Origin of the sequence: Maccoyibacter intestinihominis, assembly GCF_040096355.1 — a bacterium.
Classification (GTDB): domain Bacteria; phylum Bacillota; class Clostridia; order Lachnospirales; family Lachnospiraceae; genus Maccoyibacter; species Maccoyibacter intestinihominis.
Genome location: NZ_JBBMEX010000004.1, coordinates 121,555 through 143,300, shown reverse-complemented (window position 1 = coordinate 143,300; position 21,746 = coordinate 121,555). Strand labels below are relative to the sequence as shown.

Here is a 21,746-nt window from a genome sequence, read left to right as displayed (position 1 = left end):
TCCTAGTTAAAAAGTAGGAATTAAGAAAGGAGAACACACATGGAAAAAATCAGAACTTACAAAACCAAGAAAAGAAGGATGGAGTGTATGTGTTGTTGCAGCAGAAACGGAGCAGAGAAATACAATGGCTAAATGCCGGTAAGATAGAATCAATATAGCAATACAAAATCAAACATTATATTTGTAAACATGGAGGAAAAAATTATGTCAGAGATTAAAAAAAGTGCAGCAGAGTTAATTGGAGAAACACCTATTTTAGAGATCAGTCGTTACAGCCAGTCCGCAGGCGTTAAAGACGTAACCATTCTTGCAAAATTAGAGTATTTAAACCCGGCAGGCTCCGTGAAAGACAGAATTGCATTAGCCATGATCGAGGATGCAGAAAAATCCGGTGCATTAAAACCGGGAGCAACGATTATTGAGCCAACTTCAGGAAATACGGGAATCGGTCTTGCAGCCGTAGCAGCAGCAAAAGGTTATAAAGCGATTTTAACACTTCCGGATACGATGAGCGTAGAAAGAAGAAATCTGTTAAAGGCATATGGAGCTGAACTTGTTTTAACAGAAGGTGCCAAGGGAATGAAAGGTGCCATCGCAAAAGCAGATGAGTTAAAAGAGAGCATTCCGGGAGCCGTTATCTTAGGTCAGTTTGTGAACCCTGCAAACCCGGCAGCACATAAGAAAACAACCGGCCCTGAGATTTACAGACAGACCGATGGAAAAGTAGATATTTTTGTAGCAGGAGTCGGTACCGGCGGAACCATTACCGGAGTCGGAGAATATTTAAAAGAGCAGAATCCGGATGTAAAGATCGTAGCAGTAGAGCCGGCAAGCAGTCCTGTCCTTTCCGAAGGAGTATCCGGTCCGCATAAGATCCAGGGAATCGGCGCAGGCTTTGTACCGGATACATTAGATACCAGGGTTTATGATGAAGTGCTTAAGATTGAAAATGATGATGCATTTGTAGAGGGCAAACGCTTTGCAGTAAGCGAAGGAATTTTAGTGGGAATTTCTTCCGGTGCGGCATTAAAAGCAGCCACTATTTTAGCAGAACGTCCGGAAAATAAAGGCAAAAACATTGTTGTACTTTTACCGGATTCCGGTGACAGATACCTGTCCACACCATTATTTGCAGACTAAGATTGTATGAGAAGATCACCCTGTATAGCAGAGCAGTAGTTTTGTGAAAGAAGACTACCCTGTTATACAGGGACTTTTTTTGCTCTATAGGAAATACAGCACCGCTCGCGCGCGGAACAAAACTTGTGCTATGGAAGAAGCTGGAGCGTGAAAGTGTGCGAAGCACACTTTTGTTTTTTTGACTAAACAGAAAAACAAAATTTTGCATAAAATCAGTAACATTGGAGATTTTAAAAGAGTAGGCAATGTATTTTGGAAAGGAGAAACTCATATGGATCAGATTTCAGAAAAAGAGTTAGCAGCTTTAAATGAATTATTGTCAGAAGAAGAGTTACTGATCAAGAAATTCAAAATGCTTTCAGAACACACAGAGGATGCAGAAGTAAAAGCAAAATTTACGGAAATCTCAAATAAGCATCAGGAGCATTTCCAGTCCCTGTACGCACAGTTAAAATAGGAGGAGAGAACATGCAGCAGCCATATTCAGAAAAAGAAGTCTTAGCAGATGCTTTAACAGCAGAAAAAACAGCAACGGATCATTACAACACATTTGCAAATGAATGTGTGCATGAGAATGTCAGAAATGCAATCTTAGATTGCTTAGACAAAGAGCATGCAATCCAGCAGGATGTCTTTAACATCATGCATGGAAAAGGATATTATCCGACTCCGGCAGCAGAAATGCAGAAGGTAGACGAGGCAAAACAGAAATACAGCCAGTGTATGAAAACCTTTTAAACAGTACGGATAAATCAGCAAAAAGCGGTCACTTCGGTGGCGGCTTTTTGTTTATTGCATTCAATAAAAAAGTCAGCTATAATGTAGCAATGGAGGAATTTTATGGTAAGAAAAAGAATGATCAGGATTGCTGCATGGCTGTTGATCGGTATCTTATGTGCAGGCAGTATCCCAATGACAACGAAGGCGGAAGAACCCTTACATATATTGGCGTTAGGAGACAGTATTGCCCTAGGATATGGTCTCGAAGATAAAGAGCAGGAAGCCTATGGTGCAGTTTTAGCAAAAAAAGCGGGAGCAAAGTTTACGAATGAAGGGATCAACGGACTGCGGAGCGAGGACTTAATAGAACGTTTAGAAGCCGGAGAATATAATGAACAGATCAAAGACGCGGATATCATCCTATTGTCGATCGGTTCGAATGATGTATTAAAAAACTGTGTGATACAGGCAGCAGGAGCTGTTGGGATCCATACGGAGTATAAACAGATTTATCCGGAGTTGAAAGCGAGATATTTAGAGCATCCGGCAGAGATGACGGAAATGTTAGCAGATCTGCGAAAAGTCAAACAGGAGCTTCGGGAGAATCAGGAAGTATTAGATATATGCGATCAGTTTGAAGGAAAATTTGAACAGATCATCCGTATGATAAAAGAAAAAAATCCCTATGTAGTGATTTATGCAGATAATGTATACAATCCCTATGTTGCAGTCAACTACACCTATGGACCGATCGAGGTACTGAATTTATCGGAATTGACGGAAACCTATATCCGTAGGATCAATGAAGCGTTTCACAGTTCCTCAAAAGAGTATACCGTCATCAATGCCTATTCTATTTTTCAAAAAGACGGATATACAAATGTAAAAGCAGGGACACTTGAAAATTTAGAGAAGTTTAATTTAGATCCGCATCCGAATCGGGAAGGACATATTCAGATTGCAGAAAAGATCTATGAAAAGTTAGATTTAACGCCGCCCAAGGCAAAAGCCGTGCGGGAGGATGCAAAAATCGAGATCACGGCAGATGAGAAGGTACGGTTTGTAGAGGGAAAACACCTGTATCTGAAGTCGGAAGAAAAAAGTTATTCCTATGAGCTGACCGGAAAAGAAGAATTTAAAGAGAAAAAGAGCGGCAGATTTGTCTGTCGGATACCGATCCGGAAGTTTACGGATGGCGAAGAGTTAGGATATCTGAAAACATATCGGATCATCTTAGATGAAGATGCGATGAAGGATATGGGAAATAACAGCTGCCGGGAACAGGAACTGGGAAGTTTTAAAACAGGATTTCCGGTTATCTGGTGTACTGTAGCAGGAATTGTAATAGTAGGAGTGCTTGGAATTGTGATATTCCGAAAAAGGCGTTCCTAAGAGAAGAATACGAAAAAGAAAAGACGAAAGGGAAAACACAAGAGAGAAAGGCGAGGAAGAGTATATGAGACGAAAACGGGAAGGCATGAGTGAAGCACAATGGAAGTTAAATATGGTAGCGGTCATCGTATTGATGATCGTCTATCTGATCGTAACGCTATATAATTCGGAACGTTTAGCAGCACAGGTGGAAAAAATGTCGAGCCATCCATTCGAGATGGTGGTTGCAGGCGGAGAGTTAAAGATGTGTATTGCAAAAATGCAGGTACGGGTAGAACGTCTCTATAAACATAACACGATGGATGATGTCATATATATCCGGGGAATTTTAGATGAGTTATATGAAGAAACGGATCAGGTATTGAAGCGTTTAAAGCATGCTTATCAGGGCAGCGATAAAGAGTGGGATAATCTAGAGGATAATTTGGATGAGATCAAAAAACAGCAGAACGGTTTCTTGCTCTATGTTTCAGCAGATGAATGTTTTCCACAGGATCAAGTCATTGCCTATGAAGAGGAAAAGATAGAGCCGCTTTATCAGGAAACCACAGCTATGATCGATGAGATGTTAGAGGATGCGGAAGAAGGAGGACTGCAGTATGTGCAGAACGTAGAGCAGTTAAGGGTCCGTGTGCTGGTGCTGTCTATTATTCTGATGGTTGCCATGTTAGCAGTGTTTATTTTTTCACAATATATCATGTGGAGACAGCGAAAAGAGCTGCAGAACCGGAGTACATTGTTTGACAGTCTTTCAAAGAGTATCGACGATGCATTTGTGATCCGTGATGCAAAAAGTGGAGAGATTGTCTATCGGTCTTTGAACATGGAGCGTGTACTCGGAATATCTCCGACCGATGAGACGCTGTATCAGGGATTGAAGTCAGAAGATGTGGATGAGATCTATCGTTATATCGGAGATTTCGAATTAGCGGCTTCTTATAAAAAATTAGTGGAATACACAAGACCGGATGGAGAAAAACGCTGGGTGCTGTTGCGTTTATACCGTGTCAATAATTTAGATACACCGCAGGTAATTTCCTTCTATTCCGATAGGACAAATGAGGAAAAACAGCGTATCTTCTTAGATGCGGCAATGGAGAATGCAGATAAGGCAAATCAGGCAAAGGGCGATTTCTTAGCACGCATGAGCCATGAGATCCGTACACCGCTTAATGCGATCATCGGGCTGGTGACTCTGGCAATCGCATCAATAGAGGATTCTGCAAAAGTTCAGGATTGTCTGACAAAGATTAATTTTTCATCGAAACATCTGCTGATGCTGATTGATGACATTCTGGATATGTCACAGATTGAAAGTAATAAGATGAAACTTCAGAATGAAGAATTTGATATTTATCAATTTATCAACAGCTTTGTGGTGACCATTTATTCACAGGCAAAAGCAAAAAATCTGGAGTTTAAGGAGTCGATTACCGGTTTTTCAGAGGGAAGTGAGTATTACGGAGATTCGCTGCGAATGGGGCAGATTTTGTTAAATCTTGTGTCGAATGCTATCAAATTTACACCGGAGGGTGGAAGCGTTTTTTTGAAGGTGGAAAAATTAGTGACCAAGAAAAACTTGGACATTGTACGGTTTGAAGTGACAGACACAGGAATCGGTATGAGCGAGGAGGTGCAGGAACGCATCTTTGCACCATTTGAACAGGCGGATTCCTCCATTGCTGCAAAGTTCGGCGGAACCGGTCTGGGCATGAGTATTACAAAGAATCTGGTTATGCTGATGGATGGTAAGATTTATGTCAATAGCAAGGAAAACGAGGGAACTACCTTTACCGTGGATATTCCTTTATTAAAAAAGGAAAGTGAGACAAAAATACCGGACTTTGAGAATATGGGCTTAAATGCCTTAGTGGTAGATGATGAGGAAGAGGAGTGCCGCCATGCAGTCAGAGTTCTTCAGGAGATTAAGATTCAGGCGGAATGGGTGATGCACGGTGCACAGGCAATCGAGCGTGTCATCAGTCATCATCGGGGGAACCGTGACTATGACATCTGTCTGATTGACTGGAAGATGCATGACATTGATGGTATAGAGGTCACCCGGCGGATTCGTGCAGAAGTAGGTTATGATGTACCGATTGTCATGATTTCTGCTTATGATTATATGGAAATAGAGGAAGAAGCAAGAGCAGCAGGTGTCGATGGATTTCTTCCAAAGCCGTTGTATCGTACGGCAGTTTATGAGGAAATTTCCAGAGAACTGAAAGAGAGGGAAGGCAGACAGATACAGGGAAAGGCAAAGCAGAAACTGTTGAGCGGAAAGAAAATTCTCTTAGCGGAAGATAATGACATCAACAGAGATATCGCAAAAGAGTTGTTAGAGCTTCAGGGTGCAACGGTGATTGCCTGTGAGGATGGAAAGCAGGCACTACAGGCATTCCAAAATTCAGGTATCAGAGAATATGATGCAATTCTTTTAGATATCCGTATGCCGGTGCTAGACGGATATGAGACAGCAGGAAGAATTCGTGCCTTGAATCGAAAGGATGCAGTCATTATTCCGATGATTGCCGTTACGGCACATGCTTTCAGCGGAGATGTTACCGCGGCATTAAGAGCCGGTATGAATGCACATGTCAGTAAACCATTGGATATTGCAGAACTTTGTGATAAACTGATAAAGGAAATGGAACGTGCTGAGTCAGAATACATACGGTCAGGAGTAGCAAAGAATGACAGATAAAGCATATTATGAGAAAGGCTTTGATATTGTATCGGCAAGAGAACGCTTTTTTGGAAAGCGGGAAATGTGCGAGCGGTATGTGATCCGTTTTTTAGAGGATCCAAACTACGAAGAAATGATAAAAGCAATACGGGAAAAAGACACAGAGCAGGCATTTCATTATGCACATACGCTCAAAGGAGTCTGTGCGAACCTGTCACTCTGGCGGATGCAGGATGCAGTTTCCGGGGTAGTTGAGGGACTACGGATGGGAAAACTGCCACGCGAGGAAGAAATCTCTGATTTAGAAAAATGCTATCAAAAGACCGTAGTATGGGTAAACTTAGTAAAAGAGCAGGGGATTACAGATTTTTAGTTTTGGAAAAACAAAATAAGAGATAAGAAGGGATAGCAATGACAGGAATAGTAGATGTAGGCGGTGGACTTCGCGGAATATACGGAGCAGGGATCTTTGATTACTGTATGGAACAGGGAATCCATTTTGATTACTGTATCGGTGTGTCAGCAGGAAGTGCGAATGTCTGCTCCTATATTGCAGGTCAGAAAGGGAGAAATTATCAGTTTTATACAGATTATTCATTCCGCAAAGAATACATGAGTGTGAAGAATCTTTTTCAAAAAGGCTCTTATATCAATATGGATTACATTTATGGGGAACTTTCAAATACAGGTGGAGAGAATCCGTTAGATTATAAAAAAATAGAAGAATCTGACGTAGAGCTGCGTGTGGTTGCAACGAATGCAGTAACCGGAAAACCGGTATACTTTGATAAAACCGATATGTGTCAGGATAATTACAGTATCATGAAAGCATCCTGCTGTATCCCGCTTGTCTGCAAGCCGTATCGGATCAAAGGCGTGCCATATTATGACGGCGGGCTTTCCGACCCGATTCCGGTACAAAAGGCATTGGATGACGGATGCGACAAGGTGGTGGTCATTCTGACAAAGCCGATCGATACGATCCGTGTTGCGAAAAAAGATGCGTTTCCTGCAAGGGTATTAAAGCGAAAATATCCGAAATCAGGAGAAGATTTAGCACGTCGCTATAAGACGTACAATGATCAGGTACGACTGGCAAAGAAATACCAGAAGCAGGGGAAAGTGCTGATCTTAGCACCGGATGACTGCTGTGGAATGGAAACACTGACCAAAGACAAAAGTGCATTGGACAAGATGTACCATAAAGGCTATCGGGATGCAAAAAAAATACCGGATTTTGTAAAATAATTATTTAAAATTTTATATCTAATTTGCGATTATCCGCATAAACACTATACTTTCAAGCACTTTGAAGTATAGAAAATTATTTAATTTACCACGAATTTACCACAATTGAATGAGCCTTGATATGACAATAAAATAGCACTAAAAAGACACCCTTTACACCTGAGTGGTGTCTTTTGTTAAAAAGCAGTCAATCCTAAGACTAACTGCTTTGTGTGTATGGATATAAAGTTGTCAAACTGGGATTGTATGTTGGAAATTATTCTACATCAATCACATCATCTTCACCTATTTCTATGAAAGTGGTGCTACTATCTGTTGAAACGTTTTTAGATACTGACATATTAAATATTATCAAGAGGATATTCAATAGCACAATTACTAGGAATATAACCCCAGCAATTTTCCAAATTTTTTTGCTACGCCTATTCTTAATTGCCATCTGTTCACTGATTTTTGCAAGTTGTTCTGCGATGACATCATTATCATCTTCATCAGGTATTGTTCCTCCAAGCAATACAAATTAACATTATAGTTGCATTACTCTTATATTGATGTAAAACTTAATATTCTATTGTTCCCAATATCACATAGAACCGAATTTACTACCACTATCTTATTTAAAAATGAAAATATCTTCTATCGGTGCATTGAGAACCCGTGAAATATCAATCGCCAGTTTTAGAGATGGATTGTATTGTGCTTTTTCCAACCTCATAATTGTTTCTCTACGAACCCCGACTTTTTCTGCCAGTTGTTCTTGTGTTAAACCTTGTGCTACACGATATACCTTTAAGTTGCACATGAAATCTTCTACCATGACTTATTCTCCTTTTTCGTAGCGGTATAATAAATAGTTGCTAAGAAAAATGACTAAAGCATAGATAAGTGAAACAGAAATGAGCATAAAAATTGCACACCATTCCACATTACGAGAAAACATTCCTATTGCCATAAGCCAAATGACTATAAAGAGAAGTTTAAATCCTACTTTATAGGCGTTTATTTCTGCTTTTCTTTTATTTTCTAAAAAAAGTTCATCTTCTAAAGTGTGAGAAAGTTTTCCTTCAAAGAAAAAGCCGAAAAAGCCAAAAAATATAAAGAATACAAAAGGATATATTTTCCCATATTCAAAATAAGTCCAAAAACCGCTAAAACCTAGAAATCCAAATATTCCACACAGTCCCCAATATGAAGATACTGTTCTTGAATAGTTTTTGTCTTTAAAATTTTTAGAAAAGGCGTTTTTAAAGAAGATAACTGTTACATATAAGACATAAATAGCTATCAAAGCACCGACTATCAACATTGGTATATCCTTTATGGAAAATACATAATTAGACATATCCATGTTTTTAACCCAGCGTGCGTCGTTAAATAATAAAGAGTAAATTATCCCTGCAATCAGTAATATTACACACCCTACTCCCATAAAGATAACTTGTTTCATTTGTTTTTTTGTCATAATCATCCCTCTTTTCAATGTGATGTTTTTGTATCTTTATAAGACAAATATATCACTTAATATAAATGGTGTCAACAAGAAAATGATACAAATACATCTCATATCGTTTTTATATAATTTACTACAAATCAGATTTTGTCCCTTTCTTCCTCTTGTCTGCCACAAACAGTAAAGGAAAAGCCCTGTCAAGAGCCTTGCCACCATTGGTGGTGCTTTGCACTCTTTACTGGGCTTTTTGTTTGCTGTATCTTCTACAAAGAGGAAAAGGGTTACTCGTCCTCATCATCAAAATCGTTATTTTTCAATACTTCCCGTAATAATTCCATATCTTCTTTTGAATTGGGGTTTATCATTTTTACGACTTGATAAGGTGTCCTATATTTATGTCCCTCTATGCTTTCACCGAACATATCCATGCTGTATAAATCATCATAGTGGTCTAACAGTTTTTGAAACTTCAAATGCTGGATAAATTCTTTGATTGGATAAAGGTCGGACGCTACAATGCTTTTTCCGTTGATGTAGTCGGTAATATATTCCCGTAACTTTTTCAACTCATATTCCAGCCATTCTTCTTCGCTGTCAAAGAAGTTGTCATAATGCCCATGTTTTAATTCTGCATTTAGTCGTTCTTCAATTCTTAAAAACTGGCAGACTTCCTTTTCGGCTTGATTAACATACTTCCATTCTCCCGACAGTAATTCATTTGGGGTTACACCCAGCACGTCCATTATCTTTTCTAATGTATCAAAGGTAGGATAATTCACACCACGTTCAATCTTGGAAAGGCTCTGCATATTGATACCGATTTTGTCCGCAAGTTCCTGTTGTTTCATTCCTCTGTATTTTCTTATGGTTTGTATGTTCTCTCCTAAGAAACTGATTTTCTTTTCATAATGCTCCATAACTTAGTATAACCGCTCCTTTCGTTGCTTTTTTTGACGTTTATAAGCATATCATACTTAATCTATATCCAAAAGTCAACAAAAACTTCTTGACAAGTAATTCTAATGGCGTTATTATCGTGTTAGATAGAGCGATTAAGCACGCTAGGGTCAATCACACGCTTGAGTAAGCATATAGAATAGATATTTTCACTTTGATAGCATGAATAGGCATGGACTATCAGACTGAAAATCGGGTTTCTGACTGGGCTGTTCCGTTTAGCCACGAGCCTTACAAGGCTCGTGAGCGTTAAGAACGGGGCAGACACAGGAAGAAAGGGAACGCCTTTAGGCGTTCGTAAAGGGCGTATATGTAACACCGCCCTGCGCATACATGTCATAGTACCTAGAAACTGTGATAAATAAAGGAAAAAACACGATTTTTACCCCGCAAAAAAACGGGAAGTACGAAAGGAGTAATGCACTATAACTGCACACAAAAATTTATCCGTTAAGATTGATTACATCAGTATTGTATTTGATACGGCAACCGCTGAAGATGTAATCATGCACATTTTAGGTTTACCGACTGACATTTTCAATGTCTATCCGGCAAGCATTAAATACAAAACCTATCAAGCACGCTGGCAGATTGGAGATATTTATGTATCGGGGGACGCAAGAAAAACAGAGGACAACCCACAAGGGTTAGGCTGTTATCTTGTTATGACTGGCAGAGGTTGTGATGATATTTTCTGTATTCTCGACAGTAGGAATTATACCTTTGGGGATATGTTCCGACGTTGTGAGCGAAGATACGGACGGGATAACTTCCACTTCACAAGACTTGATATTGCCATTGATGACAAAAACGAAAAGCCATTCTTTACCATAGAGCAGATAAAGAAGAAATGCGAAAAAGAGGAATTTATCTCCAATAGTGAGGGCTACCACTTTGATGAAAGCAAGTTTGACGATTTCGACACCGCAAAGACTGTTTATATCGGTGCTGGAAAATCTGGATTATCCTACCGCTTTTATGATAAGGATAAAGAAGTCTGTTCAAAACATAATAAGACGCTTGAGGAAGTCGGCAGTTGGAAACGGACAGAAATGCAACTGCGTGATGATAAGGCTCATGCTTTTGCCATGACATTCAAGGACAGACCGCTGGAACTTGGGGAACTGGCTTTCGGGCTACTGGCAAACAACCTACGCTTTGTCGTGCCAAACAGAAACGAAAGTAATAAAAGCAGGTGGAAAACGTGTCGATTTTGGGAACGCTTTTTAGGGGCTGTGGAAGTCTTGAAACTGCAAGTACCAAAACAGCAAAATTCCCTTGAGGAAACACAGCAATGGCTCACAGAGGGTGGCGTGATTTCCGCTGTCAAAAGTTTTTACTTCTTGGAAGAACATGACGCATTAGGTGGACTGGAAAAAGTGGGAACTATGCTTGATAAGGCAAGATACAGCAATTCCCTTTCCAGTAAATTAACCGCCCATTTACAGAGGATAAACCGCACCGACCTTATCCCCTATATCCAGTATGACACGAAACATGGGAAAGGGGGTATCTGATGAATAACAACGATATTCCCGTATGGGAAAAATACACCCTTACCATTGAAGAAGCGTCAAAGTATTTCCGTATCGGAGAAAACAAGTTAAGACGATTGGCAGAGGAAAACAAGGACGCTGGCTGGCTCATTATGAATGGCAACCGCATACAGATTAAACGCCGACAGTTTGAACAGGTTATTGATAAATTGGACGCAATCTAATGCAAATGAGCCTTGTATGTGTTATGATGAACACAAGTCATATCAAGGTTCTTTCCAACAAGGAAAGGAGCAGACACCATGAAAGAAAAAAGACGGGATAACAAAGGACGTATCCTGCATACTGGAGAGAGCCAACGAACAGACGGAAAATACTTATATAAATATGTGGACGCATTTGGAAACACAAAATATGTGTATGCTTGGAGATTGACACCCACAGACCCGACACCAAAGGGAAAACGGGAAAAACTCTCACTTCGTGAACTGGAACAGCAGATAAGACGGGATATTGAGGACGGTATCGACAGCACAGGCAAGAAAATGACACTTTGTCAACTCTATGCCAAACAGAACGCACAAAGGGCAAATGTGAAGAAAAGCACAATGAAACAACGGGAACAACTCATGCGGTTATTGAAAGAGGATAAGTTAGGTGCTAGGAGCATTGATACGATAAAACCCTCTGACGCTAAGGAATGGGCGTTACGCATGAAAGACAAAGGCTTTTCCTATAACACCATTAACAACCATAAACGCTCGTTAAAAGCGTCATTCTATATCGCCATACAAGACGATTGTGTAAGGAAAAACCCTTTTGATTTCAAGTTAAGTGAAGTCCTAGAAAATGATACCAAAGAGAAAGTCGCATTGACAGAGGAACAGGAACAAGCCTTACTCTCATTCATCAAGACGGACAATGTGTATCACAAGTATTATGATGATGTGCTGATACTGTTAAAGACAGGACTTCGTATCTCGGAACTGTGCGGACTGACAGTAGCCGATATTGATTTTAAGAATGAAGTTGTGATTATCGACCACCAGTTACTAAAGAGCAAGGAACAGGGCTATTATATTGAAACGCCTAAAACAAAGAGCGGAATAAGGCAAGTGCCATTAAGCAGAGAAACAATACAGGCATTTCAACGGGTTATGAAGAAACACCCAAAGGCAGAACCATTTGTGATAGACGGACGGAGCAATTTCCTATTTGTCAATCATAAAGGCAAGCCCAAAGTTGCGATTGATTACAACGCCTTATTTGTCCGTATGATAAAGAAATACAACAAGCACCACAAGGACAATCCCTTGCCACATATCACACCGCATACGCTACGCCATACATTCTGCACAAGGCTGGCAAGCAAGAACATGAACCCAAAAGATTTACAGTATATCATGGGGCATTCAAACATCAGTATCACAATGAACTGGTATGCTCATGCGTCCATAGATACCGCAAAATCAGAGGTTCAGCGTCTAATCGCATAAAAGTATTTACCACGATTTTAACCACGTTTGATAGAGAAAATATAGGAAGATAGACCTAGATATGTGAGGTTTACCACAAAAGCAAAATGCCCGTAGAGCCGATAAAATAAGGCTTTGCGGACATTTAAGAAGATATAAAAAGATAGTCAAAAAGACATATATAATTTTACAAAACTGGTTACTCTGTTCCTGATAGTGATAATCAATTCCTGCAAGACGCTCACATAGTTCTTTGCAGGAAATTTCATATCTTTCGCAAAAAACAGTGAGGTCTGGGCATTCATCGCGAAGTTTCATATTGGTGAAACTTAAAAGCATGACAGGGTCTTTTGGTAATGTAGACATGGGAGGTCTCCTTTCTGTAATATAAATTATTTTCATAGATTTCTAATGTGTCTTTCTGTTAATATACTCCGTTTTATATTTCGAATAAATGATCTTCTGGCTTAAATACAGACCGTAATAGCCGGAGAGCATATAGCTTAATGCAGTGGAAAGCAGGAAAAACGGCATTCCTGCATAACCAAACAGTTCAAAACTGATCAGTAATGAGGTGATCGGGCAGTTCGTGACACCGCAGAATACCGAAAGCATCCCGACCGCCGTGCATAACGAAGGCGAAAAACCGATCAGATTGCCAAAGGTGTATCCAAACGTTGCACCGATAAAAAATGATGGCACAATTTCACCGCCTTTATAGCCGGCACCAAGAGTTGCCGCGGTAAAGATGATTTTTAATAAAAAAGCCCAGGGCACGACAGCTTCTCCATTCATGCAGTGTTCAATGATCGCCACGCCGGAACCGTTGTAATCCCTGTTGCCACAGAGCAGTGTCAGTGCGATGACAATACAGCCGCCGGTCACGATCCGCACATACCGGTTCGGAAAGAATTTCTTATATAAATGGTCTGTCTGGTGCAGCACGATACAAAACAGGATGCTGACCAAGGCTCCAAGGATTGCAAGCAGAGCTGTCAACACGGCATTTTTTAAAGAAAAGGCAGGCAGATGCTCTAAAAGAAAAGTCTCGGCTTCAATGCCAAAATAAGAAGCAGTTCCCTTTGCGACTAAGGCAGAGATCACACATGGGACCAGAGCAGAGTAGTGCATAATGCCGACACTGACCACTTCAATAGAAAAAACAGCCGCAGCCATTGGTGTTCCAAACAGAGCGGTAAAAGCTGCAGACATACCGCACATGATCATAATGTGTTTATCTTTTTCATTAAAACGGAAAAGTCTCCCAAGCGCACCGCCGATACTGCCTCCGATCTGTAAAGCAGCTCCTTCACGTCCTGCAGAACCTCCGGATAAATGGGTGATCACTGTAGAAATAAAGATCAAAGGTGCCATGCGAAGCGGAATCTCTTCATTCGAGTGGATAGCAGAGAGGACCAGATTAGTTCCGGTGTCATTCTCATCTTTTAACAGCCGGTACAGACCGACAATGACAATTCCGCCAAGTGGCAGAAGATAGAGCAGCCACAGATGTTCCATACGCAATTCCGTGACCATTTTGATACAGCCGTAAAAAGCAGAGCCGATACTGCCGATGATAAGACCCGATAAGATCGAAAAGACAATCCATTTCATGGAAGTAATAAAGCGCTGCGTATTGTGTTTTATCTTATGTTTGATAACGTCGTTCATAATTTTTAACCTCGGTATAAATTTTAACATTTTAGATAGAATAAAACAAGAGAAGAAAAAAAGGGATGGCATTTGTGCAAAACGCATAAAAGAGCAAGGGAAAATATATCCATTTTAGCAAAAATGCAAAAAACATATTGCATAATCAAAAAAAAGAGTCTATACTTTAACTATCACATGAAAACGTTACCGAAAATGTTGTCGGAAACGTTTCGGAGGTTATTTTTATTATAATAGGAGGATGTAAAATGAAGAAAAAAGTGGTGTCATTGATGTTAGTTCTTTCCATGGCAGCAGCAATGTTCGCCGGATGTGGAAGTTCTGGCAAGGATTCATCGAAAGATGAAGCAAAGAAAGACGATTCCAAGGGTTCTGTTTATTACTTAAACTTCAAACCGGAAGTAGATAAACAGTGGCAGAAGATCGCAAAGGCTTACACAAAAAAGACCGGGGTGGAAGTAAAAGTTGTAACAGCAGCAAGTAACCAGTATGAGACAACATTGAAATCCGAGATTGCAGGAAGCAATGCTCCTACCTTATTCCAGATCAACGGACCGATTGGTTATGAATCCTGGAAAGACTATTGTCTGGATCTGACCGATACAGATTTATACAAGAATCTGACAGACCAGTCATTAGCAGTAAAGGGTGAGGACGGAAAAGCATATGGTATCCCTTACACAGTAGAGACCTATGGTATCATTTACAACAATGCGATCATGGAAAAATATTTTGCACTGGACGGCGCTGTTGTAAAGAGCATGGATGAAATTAACAGCTATGACAAATTAAAAGAAGTAGTAGAAGATATGACCGCTAAGAAGAAAGATTTAGGAATCGATGGCGTATTTGCTTCTACCTCTTTAAAACCGGGTGAGGACTGGAGATGGCAGACACATCTTGCAAACCTTCCGATTTACTATGAATACAAAGATAACAAAGTATCCGATATGGATAAGATCGAGTTCAAATATGCAGAGAACTACAAGAACATTTTAGATCTGTACATGGACAATTCCGTATCTGAAAAAGGTCTGTTAGGTTCTGTTGACGTTGCTACTTCTATGGCAGAGTTTGCATTAGGACAGTGTGCAATGGTACAGAATGGTAACTGGGCATGGAGCCAGATCTCAGAAGTTGATGGAAATACCGTAAAAGCAGAAGACATCAAATTTATGCCGATCTACTTTGGTGTAGATGATGAAAACGAAGGCTTATGTACAGGTACAGAGAACTTCTGGTGCATCAACAGCCAGGCATCCAAAGAAGACATTCAGGCAACAAAAGACTTCTTAACATGGCTGACAACAGATTCTGAAGGAAAAGCATATATGTACAAATCCACAGATGACGGCGGACTTGGAAATGCAGCTCCATTTACAACTTTTGGCGAAGACGAGAGATCCTCTGACCCGCTTGCAGTTGAAATGTACAAATGGATGGAAAGCGGAAAGACCAGCGTATCCTGGAACTTCACAACCTTCCCAAGCCAGACATTCAAAGATGATTTTGGTGCAGCATTGTTAGAGTATGCAAATGGAAACATGAGTTTTGATAAAGTGGAAAAACAGGTCGTAGATGAGTGGGCATCCGAGAAAGGCGCTAACTAATCATCCGTGACAGGAACAGGTTTCATTAATTGCTTCGCAGCCCTGGCTGCGGAGCAATTTTAAAAAAGGAGTATATTATGCAAAAGACGTTAAAAAGATATTTTCCAATCTTTGTGGTTCCGACGCTGATAGCATTTGCTTTTGCATTTATTATCCCGTTTATCGAAGGGGTATATCTTTCTTTCTGTAAGTTTACCACAGTGGGAAACGCACACTGGGTAGGCTTAGAGAACTATAAGGCAGCATTGACCTCACAGGATTTTACTTATTCATTTTGGGTAACGGCAGCGTTTACCGTAATCTCCGTAATTACCGTGAATGTATTTGCATTTTGCATTGCATTGTTATTAACTAGAAAATTAAGAGGTACCAACTTTTTCAGGACGGTGTTCTTCCTTCCGAACTTAATTGGTGGTATCGTTCTTGGATATACATGGCAGCAGATGATCAATGCCGTATTGTTTAAATACGGAACAACGATCGTATCACAGTTTAAATATGGATTTGTCGGATTGATCATTTTGATGAACTGGCAGCTGATCGGCTATATGATGATCATTTATATTGCAGGACTTCAGAATATCCCGACAGAGCTGATCGAGGCGGCAGAGATCGATGGAGCAACTCATATGCAGACGCTCTTTAAGGTTAAGATACCGATGGTCATGCCATCGATCACGATCTGTATTTTCCTGACACTGTCAAATAGTTTCAAATTATTTGACCAGAACTTATCGTTAACGGCAGGTGCTCCGCTCCATAAGACAGAAATGCTTGCGTTAAATATTTATCAGACTTTCTATGGTAAGGTCGGTCAGGAAGGTGTCGGTCAGGCGAAGGCAGTACTGTTCTTTATCATCGTAACGGCAATTTCCGTGATCCAGTTATATGCAACCAGAAAGAAGGAGGTAGAGCAGTAATGGGAAAGAAAAAAGCGAACATTTTCATCTATGTGATCTTAGGTATACTGACCGTTGTTGTCCTATATCCGCTGTACTTTATTGTACTGAATTCTTTTAAAGGAAAATTTTACATCAGCAAACAGCCGTTTGAACTGCCAAAGGGTGAATTGTTTGCAGGACTGACGAACTATACCAACGGTTTAGAGCAGACAGGACTGATCGAAGCGGCAGGATGGTCCTTTTTCATAACGATCGTTTCCGTGGTACTGATCATCTTTTTTACATCGATGACAGCTTACTATGTGACAAGAGTAAAAGGTAAGACCACATCCGTGCTCTATTATCTGTTTGTATTCTCCATGGTGGTTCCATTCCAGATGGTAATGTTTACGATGGTAGACTTAGCAGATAAATTCCACTTGAGAAATCCGCTTGGAATGTGTATCCTATATTTGGGATTTGGAGCAGGACTATCCGTATTTATGTTTTCGGGATTTGTAAAAAGCATTCCGCTTGAAATCGAAGAGGCGGCAATGATCGATGGATGCAATCCGCTGCAGACGTATTTCAGGGTGGTATTTCCGATTTTAAAACCTACGGCGATCACCGTTGCAATCTTAAATGTAATGTGGATCTGGAATGACTTTCTGCTCCCTTATCTGGTCATCGGGATCAGTACCAGATATAAGACGATTCCTGTTGTAATACAGATGCTTGTGGGAACCAATGGTAATAAAGACCTTGGAGCATTAATGGCAATGCTGGTACTTTCCATTGTTCCGATTGTCATATTCTATATGGCATGCCAGAAATATATCATTGAAGGTGTAGTAGCAGGTGCTGTAAAAGGATAAAAGAGATTGGTGGGAAGAAATTGACCATAAAAGATATTGCAAAAGAATCGGGCTATTCCGTAAGTACGGTATCGAGGGTACTCAATAACAGACGGGATGTCAGTCCGGAAGCGAAAAAAAGGATCAGTGAGATCGTAGCGGCTTATAATTTTATACCGAACAATAATGCAAAACATTTGAAGCAGAGTACGAGTAAAAATATTGCGGTATTGGTAAAAGGTACGTCGAATATGCTTTTTGCCAATATCGTGGAAGAAGTACAAAAAATGTTAGAAGAGACTAAGTACTCTGCAGAGGTCTGTTACATGGACGAGGATAAAAATGAGGTAGAGCAGGCACTGATCTTATGCAGAGAACGAAAACCGATGGGAATCCTGTTTTTAGGGGGAAATCCGTCGAACTTTAAAGAAAAATATGAACAGATCGAAGTGCCGGGAGTCCTGATCACAAACTGTGGAAAAGAACTTCCGTTTGAGAATCTTTCGAGTGTATCGGTAGATGATATCGCAGCAGCGAAGCAGGCAATGGATTACCTGTTAGAGAATAAGCATAAAAACATCGGGATTCTTGGCGGTGATATCACGCTTTCCCATACGAGCCAGCAACGGTATTTAGGCTGTCTTGAAAGTTTTAAGAAGCATGGGCTGGAGTTTGACAAAGAGAAGTATTATGAGAATTGCCGGTTTTCTTTTGACAGTGCATATCGTGCCATGGTGCGGTTGTTAGAAAAAGCGCCGGATATTACGGCAATCTTTGCAATGGCGGATGTGACTGCGATTGGAGCAATCCGGGCATTAAAGGATAAAGGGTTCAATGTACCGGAGGATATTTCGGTCATCGGATTTGATGGGATTGAGTTAGCAGATTACTACAATCCGAAGCTGACAACGATCAAACAGCCGGCAAGAGAGTTAGCAATCCGGGGAGTTGAGATATTGTTCAACTTTATTGATTTCCAGGCGGGCAGTATCCACGAGACCGTCAATGTGGATCTGATCACAGGTGAAAGTGTTAAAAAACTAACGAGCGGAGGAGAAGGATGAGAAGTAGTGGTGTATTAATGCATATGTCCTCCCTTCCATCCCCATATGGGATTGGAACAATGGGAAAGCAGGCAAAGCAGTTTGTGGATTTTTTAGAAAAGGCGGGGCAGACTTATTGGCAGATGCTTCCAATCTGTCCGACCAGTTATGGAGATTCTCCATACCAGTCACCTTCCGGATTTGCCGGAAACCCTTACTTTATCGATTTAGATATTCTGTGTACTAAGAAGCTCTTAAAAAAGAGTGAGTGCAGATCCTATCAGTGGAATGTAAAAGACGATACCGTGGACTATGCGCTTCTTTATGAAAACCGTTATGACTTATTGAGAAAAGCAAAGGTGCGTTTTTTTGAAAATGTGCCACAGGAGTATTGGCAGTTCTGTGAAAAAGAAGCAGACTGGTTAGATGATTTTGCACTGTTTATGGCATTGAAAGAAGCACATAATGGAGCACAGTGGTCTGAATGGGAACGTCCGCTGAAATTCCGAGAGGCAGAAGCAATTGCTAAGGCAAAGGATACTTATGCAGATGAGATTGATTTTTGGAAAATGTTACAGTATCTTTTCTTTGAGCAGTGGTGTGAGTTGAAAAATTATGCGAATGAGCGGGGTATCCGCATTATTGGTGATGTTCCAATCTATGTAGCGGGTGACAGTGTAGATGTCTGGACAAATCCGTCACAATTTTATTTAGATGAGAATTTAGAGCCGATCGATGTGGCAGGCTGCCCACCGGATGCATTTTCAGCAGATGGACAGTTGTGGGGAAATCCGCTGTTTCGCTGGGATGTGATGCGGGAGGACGGTTACAGCTGGTGGACGATGCGCCTTCGTAAGATGTCCACGCTCTATGATGTGATAAGAATTGACCATTTCCGCGGATTTGACTCCTATTATGCAATTCCGGGCAAAGATACCACGGCAAGAAACGGCGTGTGGAGAAACGGTCCGGGGATGGAACTGTTTCGTGCAGTGGAAGAAAAGTTGGGAAAACTGGATATTATCGTAGAAGATTTGGGATTTTTGACCCCTTCGGTATTACAGCTTGTGGCAGATTCCGGTTATCCGGGCATGAAAGTCGTGCAGTTTGCCTTTGATTCAAGAGATGACAGTGATTATATGCCGCACAATTACGACAAGCATTGTGTCGTGTATACAGGAACGCATGATAATGATACGATCTTAGGCTGGATGAAGCAGGCACCAAAGAACAGTGTAAAAAAGGCAAAAGAATACTTGCGGATGACAAAAGAAGAGGGTTATAATTGGGGTATGATGTGTGGAGCATGGATGAGTTCGGCAAATCTTGCTGTGGTCACGATGCAGGATCTGATCGGTCTTGGAAGCAGTGCCAGAATGAATATACCGTCTACGTTAGGGGGTAACTGGACGTGGAGAGCACTTCCGGGACAGATCAATGCTCCGCTCGCAAATAAATTACATCATAAGACGGAGTTATATGGACGTCTTAGAAGATAAGGAAGACAAATATAATGTATTATTTTATTGTAAATCTGACCTCCCGTACGGGGAAAGCAGCTAAGACATGGCATCAGCTGAAATTGGAGTTAGATCAAAGGGAGGTTGCCTATAAGGCATATGTTTCAGAATACCCGGGACATGCAACCAGACTGGCAAAAATGATATGTAATAAGGCGGATAAAGATATCCGTCTTATTGTCGTTGGAGGGGATGGTACGGCAAATGAAGTCATCAACGGCATGGAGCATTTTGAAAAAGTCACGTTTGGCTATATCCCATCCGGTTCCGGAAATGACTTAGGAAGAGGACTTGGGATCAGTGCAAAAGATCCGTTAGAGGCATTACAGAGAATCTTAGAAGCAGAACAGGCACGATACATGGATTTAGGAAGAGTGTCATGGGCGGATGACAGAGGCATCCGGCAGAGCCGTCTGTATGCGATCAGTGCAGGGATCGGTTTTGATGCCTTAGTCTGTGAGCTGGCACTTCATGCAAAGTTAAAGACGTTTTTAAACCGTATCGGACTTGGAAAATTAGTCTATCTGATATTGACCGTAAAGAGTATGCGGGCTTTGCAGGTACAGGATGCTTACATAGAATTTGAAGGCGGAGAAAGCTACGAGTTAAAGGATATGGTCTTTGCAGCTGCTATGAACCAGCCTTATGAGGGTGGTGGTGTTCCGATGGCACCGGATGCAAAAAATGATGACGGGTTATTGTCTGTCATATTCGTAGAGGACATACCGAAGAAAAAAATGCCGCGGATGCTGCTCAGACTTCTATTGAAAAAACATAAAAAAATTCAGGGGCTGCGGTTAAAGGATACAAAGAGTGTCCGTATCCATTCCGATACACCGTTAGTCGTGCATTCCGATGGGGAATTCTGTGGTTATCGCACGGATATCCGGTTCGAGGCGGAAAAGGGAAAACTGCGGATTTTGTGCTAAGTACCTGACACATTTTAAAAGAACCTCCAATATACTATGATACAGAAGTGTATATTGGAGGTTTTCTTATGCAGGAAAATGAAAATATTCTGCCGGATACATGTAACTTTCGGGATGTGCAGCCGATCATGATGAATCTTCCCTATCCGCCGATCCAGGTCAGGAAGAAAAATAAAGACTATGCGAATATATTAAGTTTTGACTATTGCGGTTCCGTATCGGAGATGTCAGCGATCACACAGTATATCAATAACGAGAATCGTCTCTCCTGCGGAAATTGCGACATGGCAAAGACCATCCTTGGGATAGCCATGGCAGAGATGATACATTTGCAAAAATTAGGACAGTTGATCTTTCTGCTTGGCGGAACCATCGATTTTTCTGTCAGACACCGGAATGGAAAAGAGCAGTTATGGACACCGGAGTATATCGATATACCGGAACATGCGAAAAAGATGCTGTTAGCGGATATAGAATCGGAAAAAGGGGCGATCTATCAGTACCGCATGCATATGCGGATGATAAAAGACAATTATATCAATGCCGTATTAGCAAGGATCATCAAAGATGAAGAATACCATATTATGATGTTACAGATGTTAGTAAAAGAAATGTAGGCAGAAAATCTATCATAAACGAAAACTCCTCCACATATAAATGCAATAGCACATACA

Annotated in this window: 23 protein-coding genes; 17 read left to right on the top strand and 6 right to left on the bottom strand. The window is 40.8% G+C overall.

Going from position 1 to position 21,746, the window contains the following annotated elements; translation table 11 throughout:
* Window positions 1–204 precede the first annotated feature (204 nt).
* From cysK to WMO43_RS05430, 7 genes are all read left to right on the top strand, one after another.
* Complete coding sequence (cysK, locus tag WMO43_RS05460; RefSeq protein WP_353530450.1) at window positions 205–1,140, top strand: cysteine synthase A; 936 nt, start codon at window positions 205–207, stop codon at window positions 1,138–1,140.
* Between the two features lie 271 nt (window positions 1,141–1,411).
* Complete coding sequence (locus WMO43_RS05455) at window positions 1,412–1,597, top strand: hypothetical protein (RefSeq protein WP_177963775.1); 186 nt, start codon at window positions 1,412–1,414, stop codon at window positions 1,595–1,597.
* A gap of 11 nt (window positions 1,598–1,608) precedes the next feature.
* Window positions 1,609–1,878 carry a spore coat protein gene (locus WMO43_RS05450; protein WP_177963774.1) on the top strand — a complete coding sequence of 90 codons (270 nt, stop codon included), beginning with the start codon at window positions 1,609–1,611 and terminating at the stop codon, window positions 1,876–1,878.
* Window positions 1,879–1,980: 102 nt separating this feature from the next.
* Window positions 1,981–3,252 (top strand): SGNH/GDSL hydrolase family protein, encoded by a 1,272-nt coding sequence (locus WMO43_RS05445; protein ID WP_353530448.1) that lies wholly within the window; start codon window positions 1,981–1,983, stop codon window positions 3,250–3,252.
* Between the two features lie 64 nt (window positions 3,253–3,316).
* Window positions 3,317–5,956, top strand: a complete 2,640-nt coding sequence (locus tag WMO43_RS05440) for a hybrid sensor histidine kinase/response regulator (protein WP_353530446.1) — start codon at window positions 3,317–3,319, stop codon at window positions 5,954–5,956.
* Window positions 5,946–6,311 carry an Hpt domain-containing protein gene (locus WMO43_RS05435; RefSeq protein ID WP_353530445.1) on the top strand — a complete coding sequence of 122 codons (366 nt, stop codon included), beginning with the start codon at window positions 5,946–5,948 and terminating at the stop codon, window positions 6,309–6,311. The genes WMO43_RS05440 and WMO43_RS05435 overlap by 11 nt, the downstream gene beginning before the upstream one ends.
* A 38-nt stretch (window positions 6,312–6,349) precedes the next feature.
* On the top strand, window positions 6,350–7,186 hold the full coding sequence (locus WMO43_RS05430; protein ID WP_353530443.1) for a patatin-like phospholipase family protein: 837 nt from the start codon (window positions 6,350–6,352) through the stop codon (window positions 7,184–7,186).
* Window positions 7,187–7,442: 256 nt separating this feature from the next.
* Here WMO43_RS05430 and WMO43_RS05425 read toward each other — a convergent pair whose 3' ends face one another.
* From WMO43_RS05425 to WMO43_RS05410, 4 genes are all read right to left on the bottom strand, one after another.
* A complete protein-coding gene (locus tag WMO43_RS05425; RefSeq protein ID WP_055157184.1) occupies window positions 7,443–7,700 on the bottom strand; it encodes a hypothetical protein in 258 nt (85 codons plus the stop codon).
* A 99-nt stretch (window positions 7,701–7,799) separates the two neighbouring features.
* Complete coding sequence (locus WMO43_RS05420) at window positions 7,800–8,003, bottom strand: helix-turn-helix transcriptional regulator (RefSeq protein ID WP_015527881.1); 204 nt, start codon at window positions 8,001–8,003, stop codon at window positions 7,800–7,802.
* Between the two features lie 3 nt (window positions 8,004–8,006).
* On the bottom strand, window positions 8,007–8,648 hold the full coding sequence (locus WMO43_RS05415) for a DUF2178 domain-containing protein (protein ID WP_015527882.1): 642 nt from the start codon (window positions 8,646–8,648) through the stop codon (window positions 8,007–8,009).
* Between the two features lie 269 nt (window positions 8,649–8,917).
* Window positions 8,918–9,553, bottom strand: coding sequence for a helix-turn-helix domain-containing protein (locus WMO43_RS05410; protein ID WP_055304083.1), 636 nt, complete (start codon window positions 9,551–9,553; stop codon window positions 8,918–8,920).
* Window positions 9,554–10,048: 495 nt separating this feature from the next.
* Between WMO43_RS05410 and WMO43_RS05405 the strand changes: the two genes are divergently transcribed.
* The 3 genes from WMO43_RS05405 (at window position 10,049) to WMO43_RS05395 (ending at window position 12,585) form a co-directional block, all read left to right on the top strand.
* On the top strand, window positions 10,049–11,110 hold the full coding sequence (locus WMO43_RS05405) for a replication initiation factor domain-containing protein (protein ID WP_272897751.1): 1,062 nt from the start codon (window positions 10,049–10,051) through the stop codon (window positions 11,108–11,110).
* On the top strand, window positions 11,110–11,313 hold the full coding sequence (locus WMO43_RS05400; RefSeq protein ID WP_002607397.1) for an excisionase: 204 nt from the start codon (window positions 11,110–11,112) through the stop codon (window positions 11,311–11,313). Before WMO43_RS05405 ends, WMO43_RS05400 begins: the two co-directional genes overlap by 1 nt.
* Window positions 11,314–11,391: 78 nt before the next feature.
* Complete coding sequence (locus tag WMO43_RS05395) at window positions 11,392–12,585, top strand: site-specific integrase (RefSeq protein ID WP_021425046.1); 1,194 nt, start codon at window positions 11,392–11,394, stop codon at window positions 12,583–12,585.
* 6 nt (window positions 12,586–12,591) lie between these two features.
* Here the strand turns inward: WMO43_RS05395 and WMO43_RS05390 are convergent, their stop codons facing one another.
* Together WMO43_RS05390 and WMO43_RS05385 are read right to left on the bottom strand one after the other, a co-directional pair.
* Window positions 12,592–12,930 carry a DUF4250 domain-containing protein gene (locus tag WMO43_RS05390; RefSeq protein WP_353530437.1) on the bottom strand — a complete coding sequence of 113 codons (339 nt, stop codon included), beginning with the start codon at window positions 12,928–12,930 and terminating at the stop codon, window positions 12,592–12,594.
* A gap of 42 nt (window positions 12,931–12,972) precedes the next feature.
* Window positions 12,973–14,235 carry a chloride channel protein gene (locus WMO43_RS05385; RefSeq protein ID WP_353530435.1) on the bottom strand — a complete coding sequence of 421 codons (1,263 nt, stop codon included), beginning with the start codon at window positions 14,233–14,235 and terminating at the stop codon, window positions 12,973–12,975.
* A gap of 248 nt (window positions 14,236–14,483) precedes the next feature.
* Between WMO43_RS05385 and WMO43_RS05380 the strand changes: the two genes are divergently transcribed.
* The 7 genes from WMO43_RS05380 to WMO43_RS05350 all read left to right on the top strand — a co-directional run bounded on the left by WMO43_RS05380 (window position 14,484) and on the right by WMO43_RS05350 (window position 21,689).
* A complete protein-coding gene (locus tag WMO43_RS05380) occupies window positions 14,484–15,845 on the top strand; it encodes an ABC transporter substrate-binding protein (protein ID WP_353530433.1) in 1,362 nt (453 codons plus the stop codon).
* A 77-nt stretch (window positions 15,846–15,922) separates the two neighbouring features.
* Window positions 15,923–16,765 carry a carbohydrate ABC transporter permease gene (locus tag WMO43_RS05375; RefSeq protein ID WP_177963758.1) on the top strand — a complete coding sequence of 281 codons (843 nt, stop codon included), beginning with the start codon at window positions 15,923–15,925 and terminating at the stop codon, window positions 16,763–16,765.
* Entirely contained in the window at window positions 16,765–17,601 is an 837-nt protein-coding gene (locus tag WMO43_RS05370) for a carbohydrate ABC transporter permease (protein WP_177963759.1), read from the top strand. The genes WMO43_RS05375 and WMO43_RS05370 overlap by 1 nt, the downstream gene beginning before the upstream one ends.
* Window positions 17,602–17,621: 20 nt before the next feature.
* On the top strand, window positions 17,622–18,644 hold the full coding sequence (locus tag WMO43_RS05365; RefSeq protein WP_353530430.1) for a LacI family DNA-binding transcriptional regulator: 1,023 nt from the start codon (window positions 17,622–17,624) through the stop codon (window positions 18,642–18,644).
* On the top strand, window positions 18,641–20,122 hold the full coding sequence (gene malQ / locus WMO43_RS05360) for a 4-alpha-glucanotransferase (RefSeq protein ID WP_353530428.1): 1,482 nt from the start codon (window positions 18,641–18,643) through the stop codon (window positions 20,120–20,122). Before WMO43_RS05365 ends, malQ begins: the two co-directional genes overlap by 4 nt.
* Window positions 20,123–20,136: 14 nt before the next feature.
* Entirely contained in the window at window positions 20,137–21,072 is a 936-nt protein-coding gene (locus WMO43_RS05355; RefSeq protein ID WP_353530426.1) for a diacylglycerol/lipid kinase family protein, read from the top strand.
* Between the two features lie 68 nt (window positions 21,073–21,140).
* Entirely contained in the window at window positions 21,141–21,689 is a 549-nt protein-coding gene (locus WMO43_RS05350) for a ferritin-like domain-containing protein (protein ID WP_353530425.1), read from the top strand.
* Window positions 21,690–21,746: the final 57 nt, after the last annotated feature.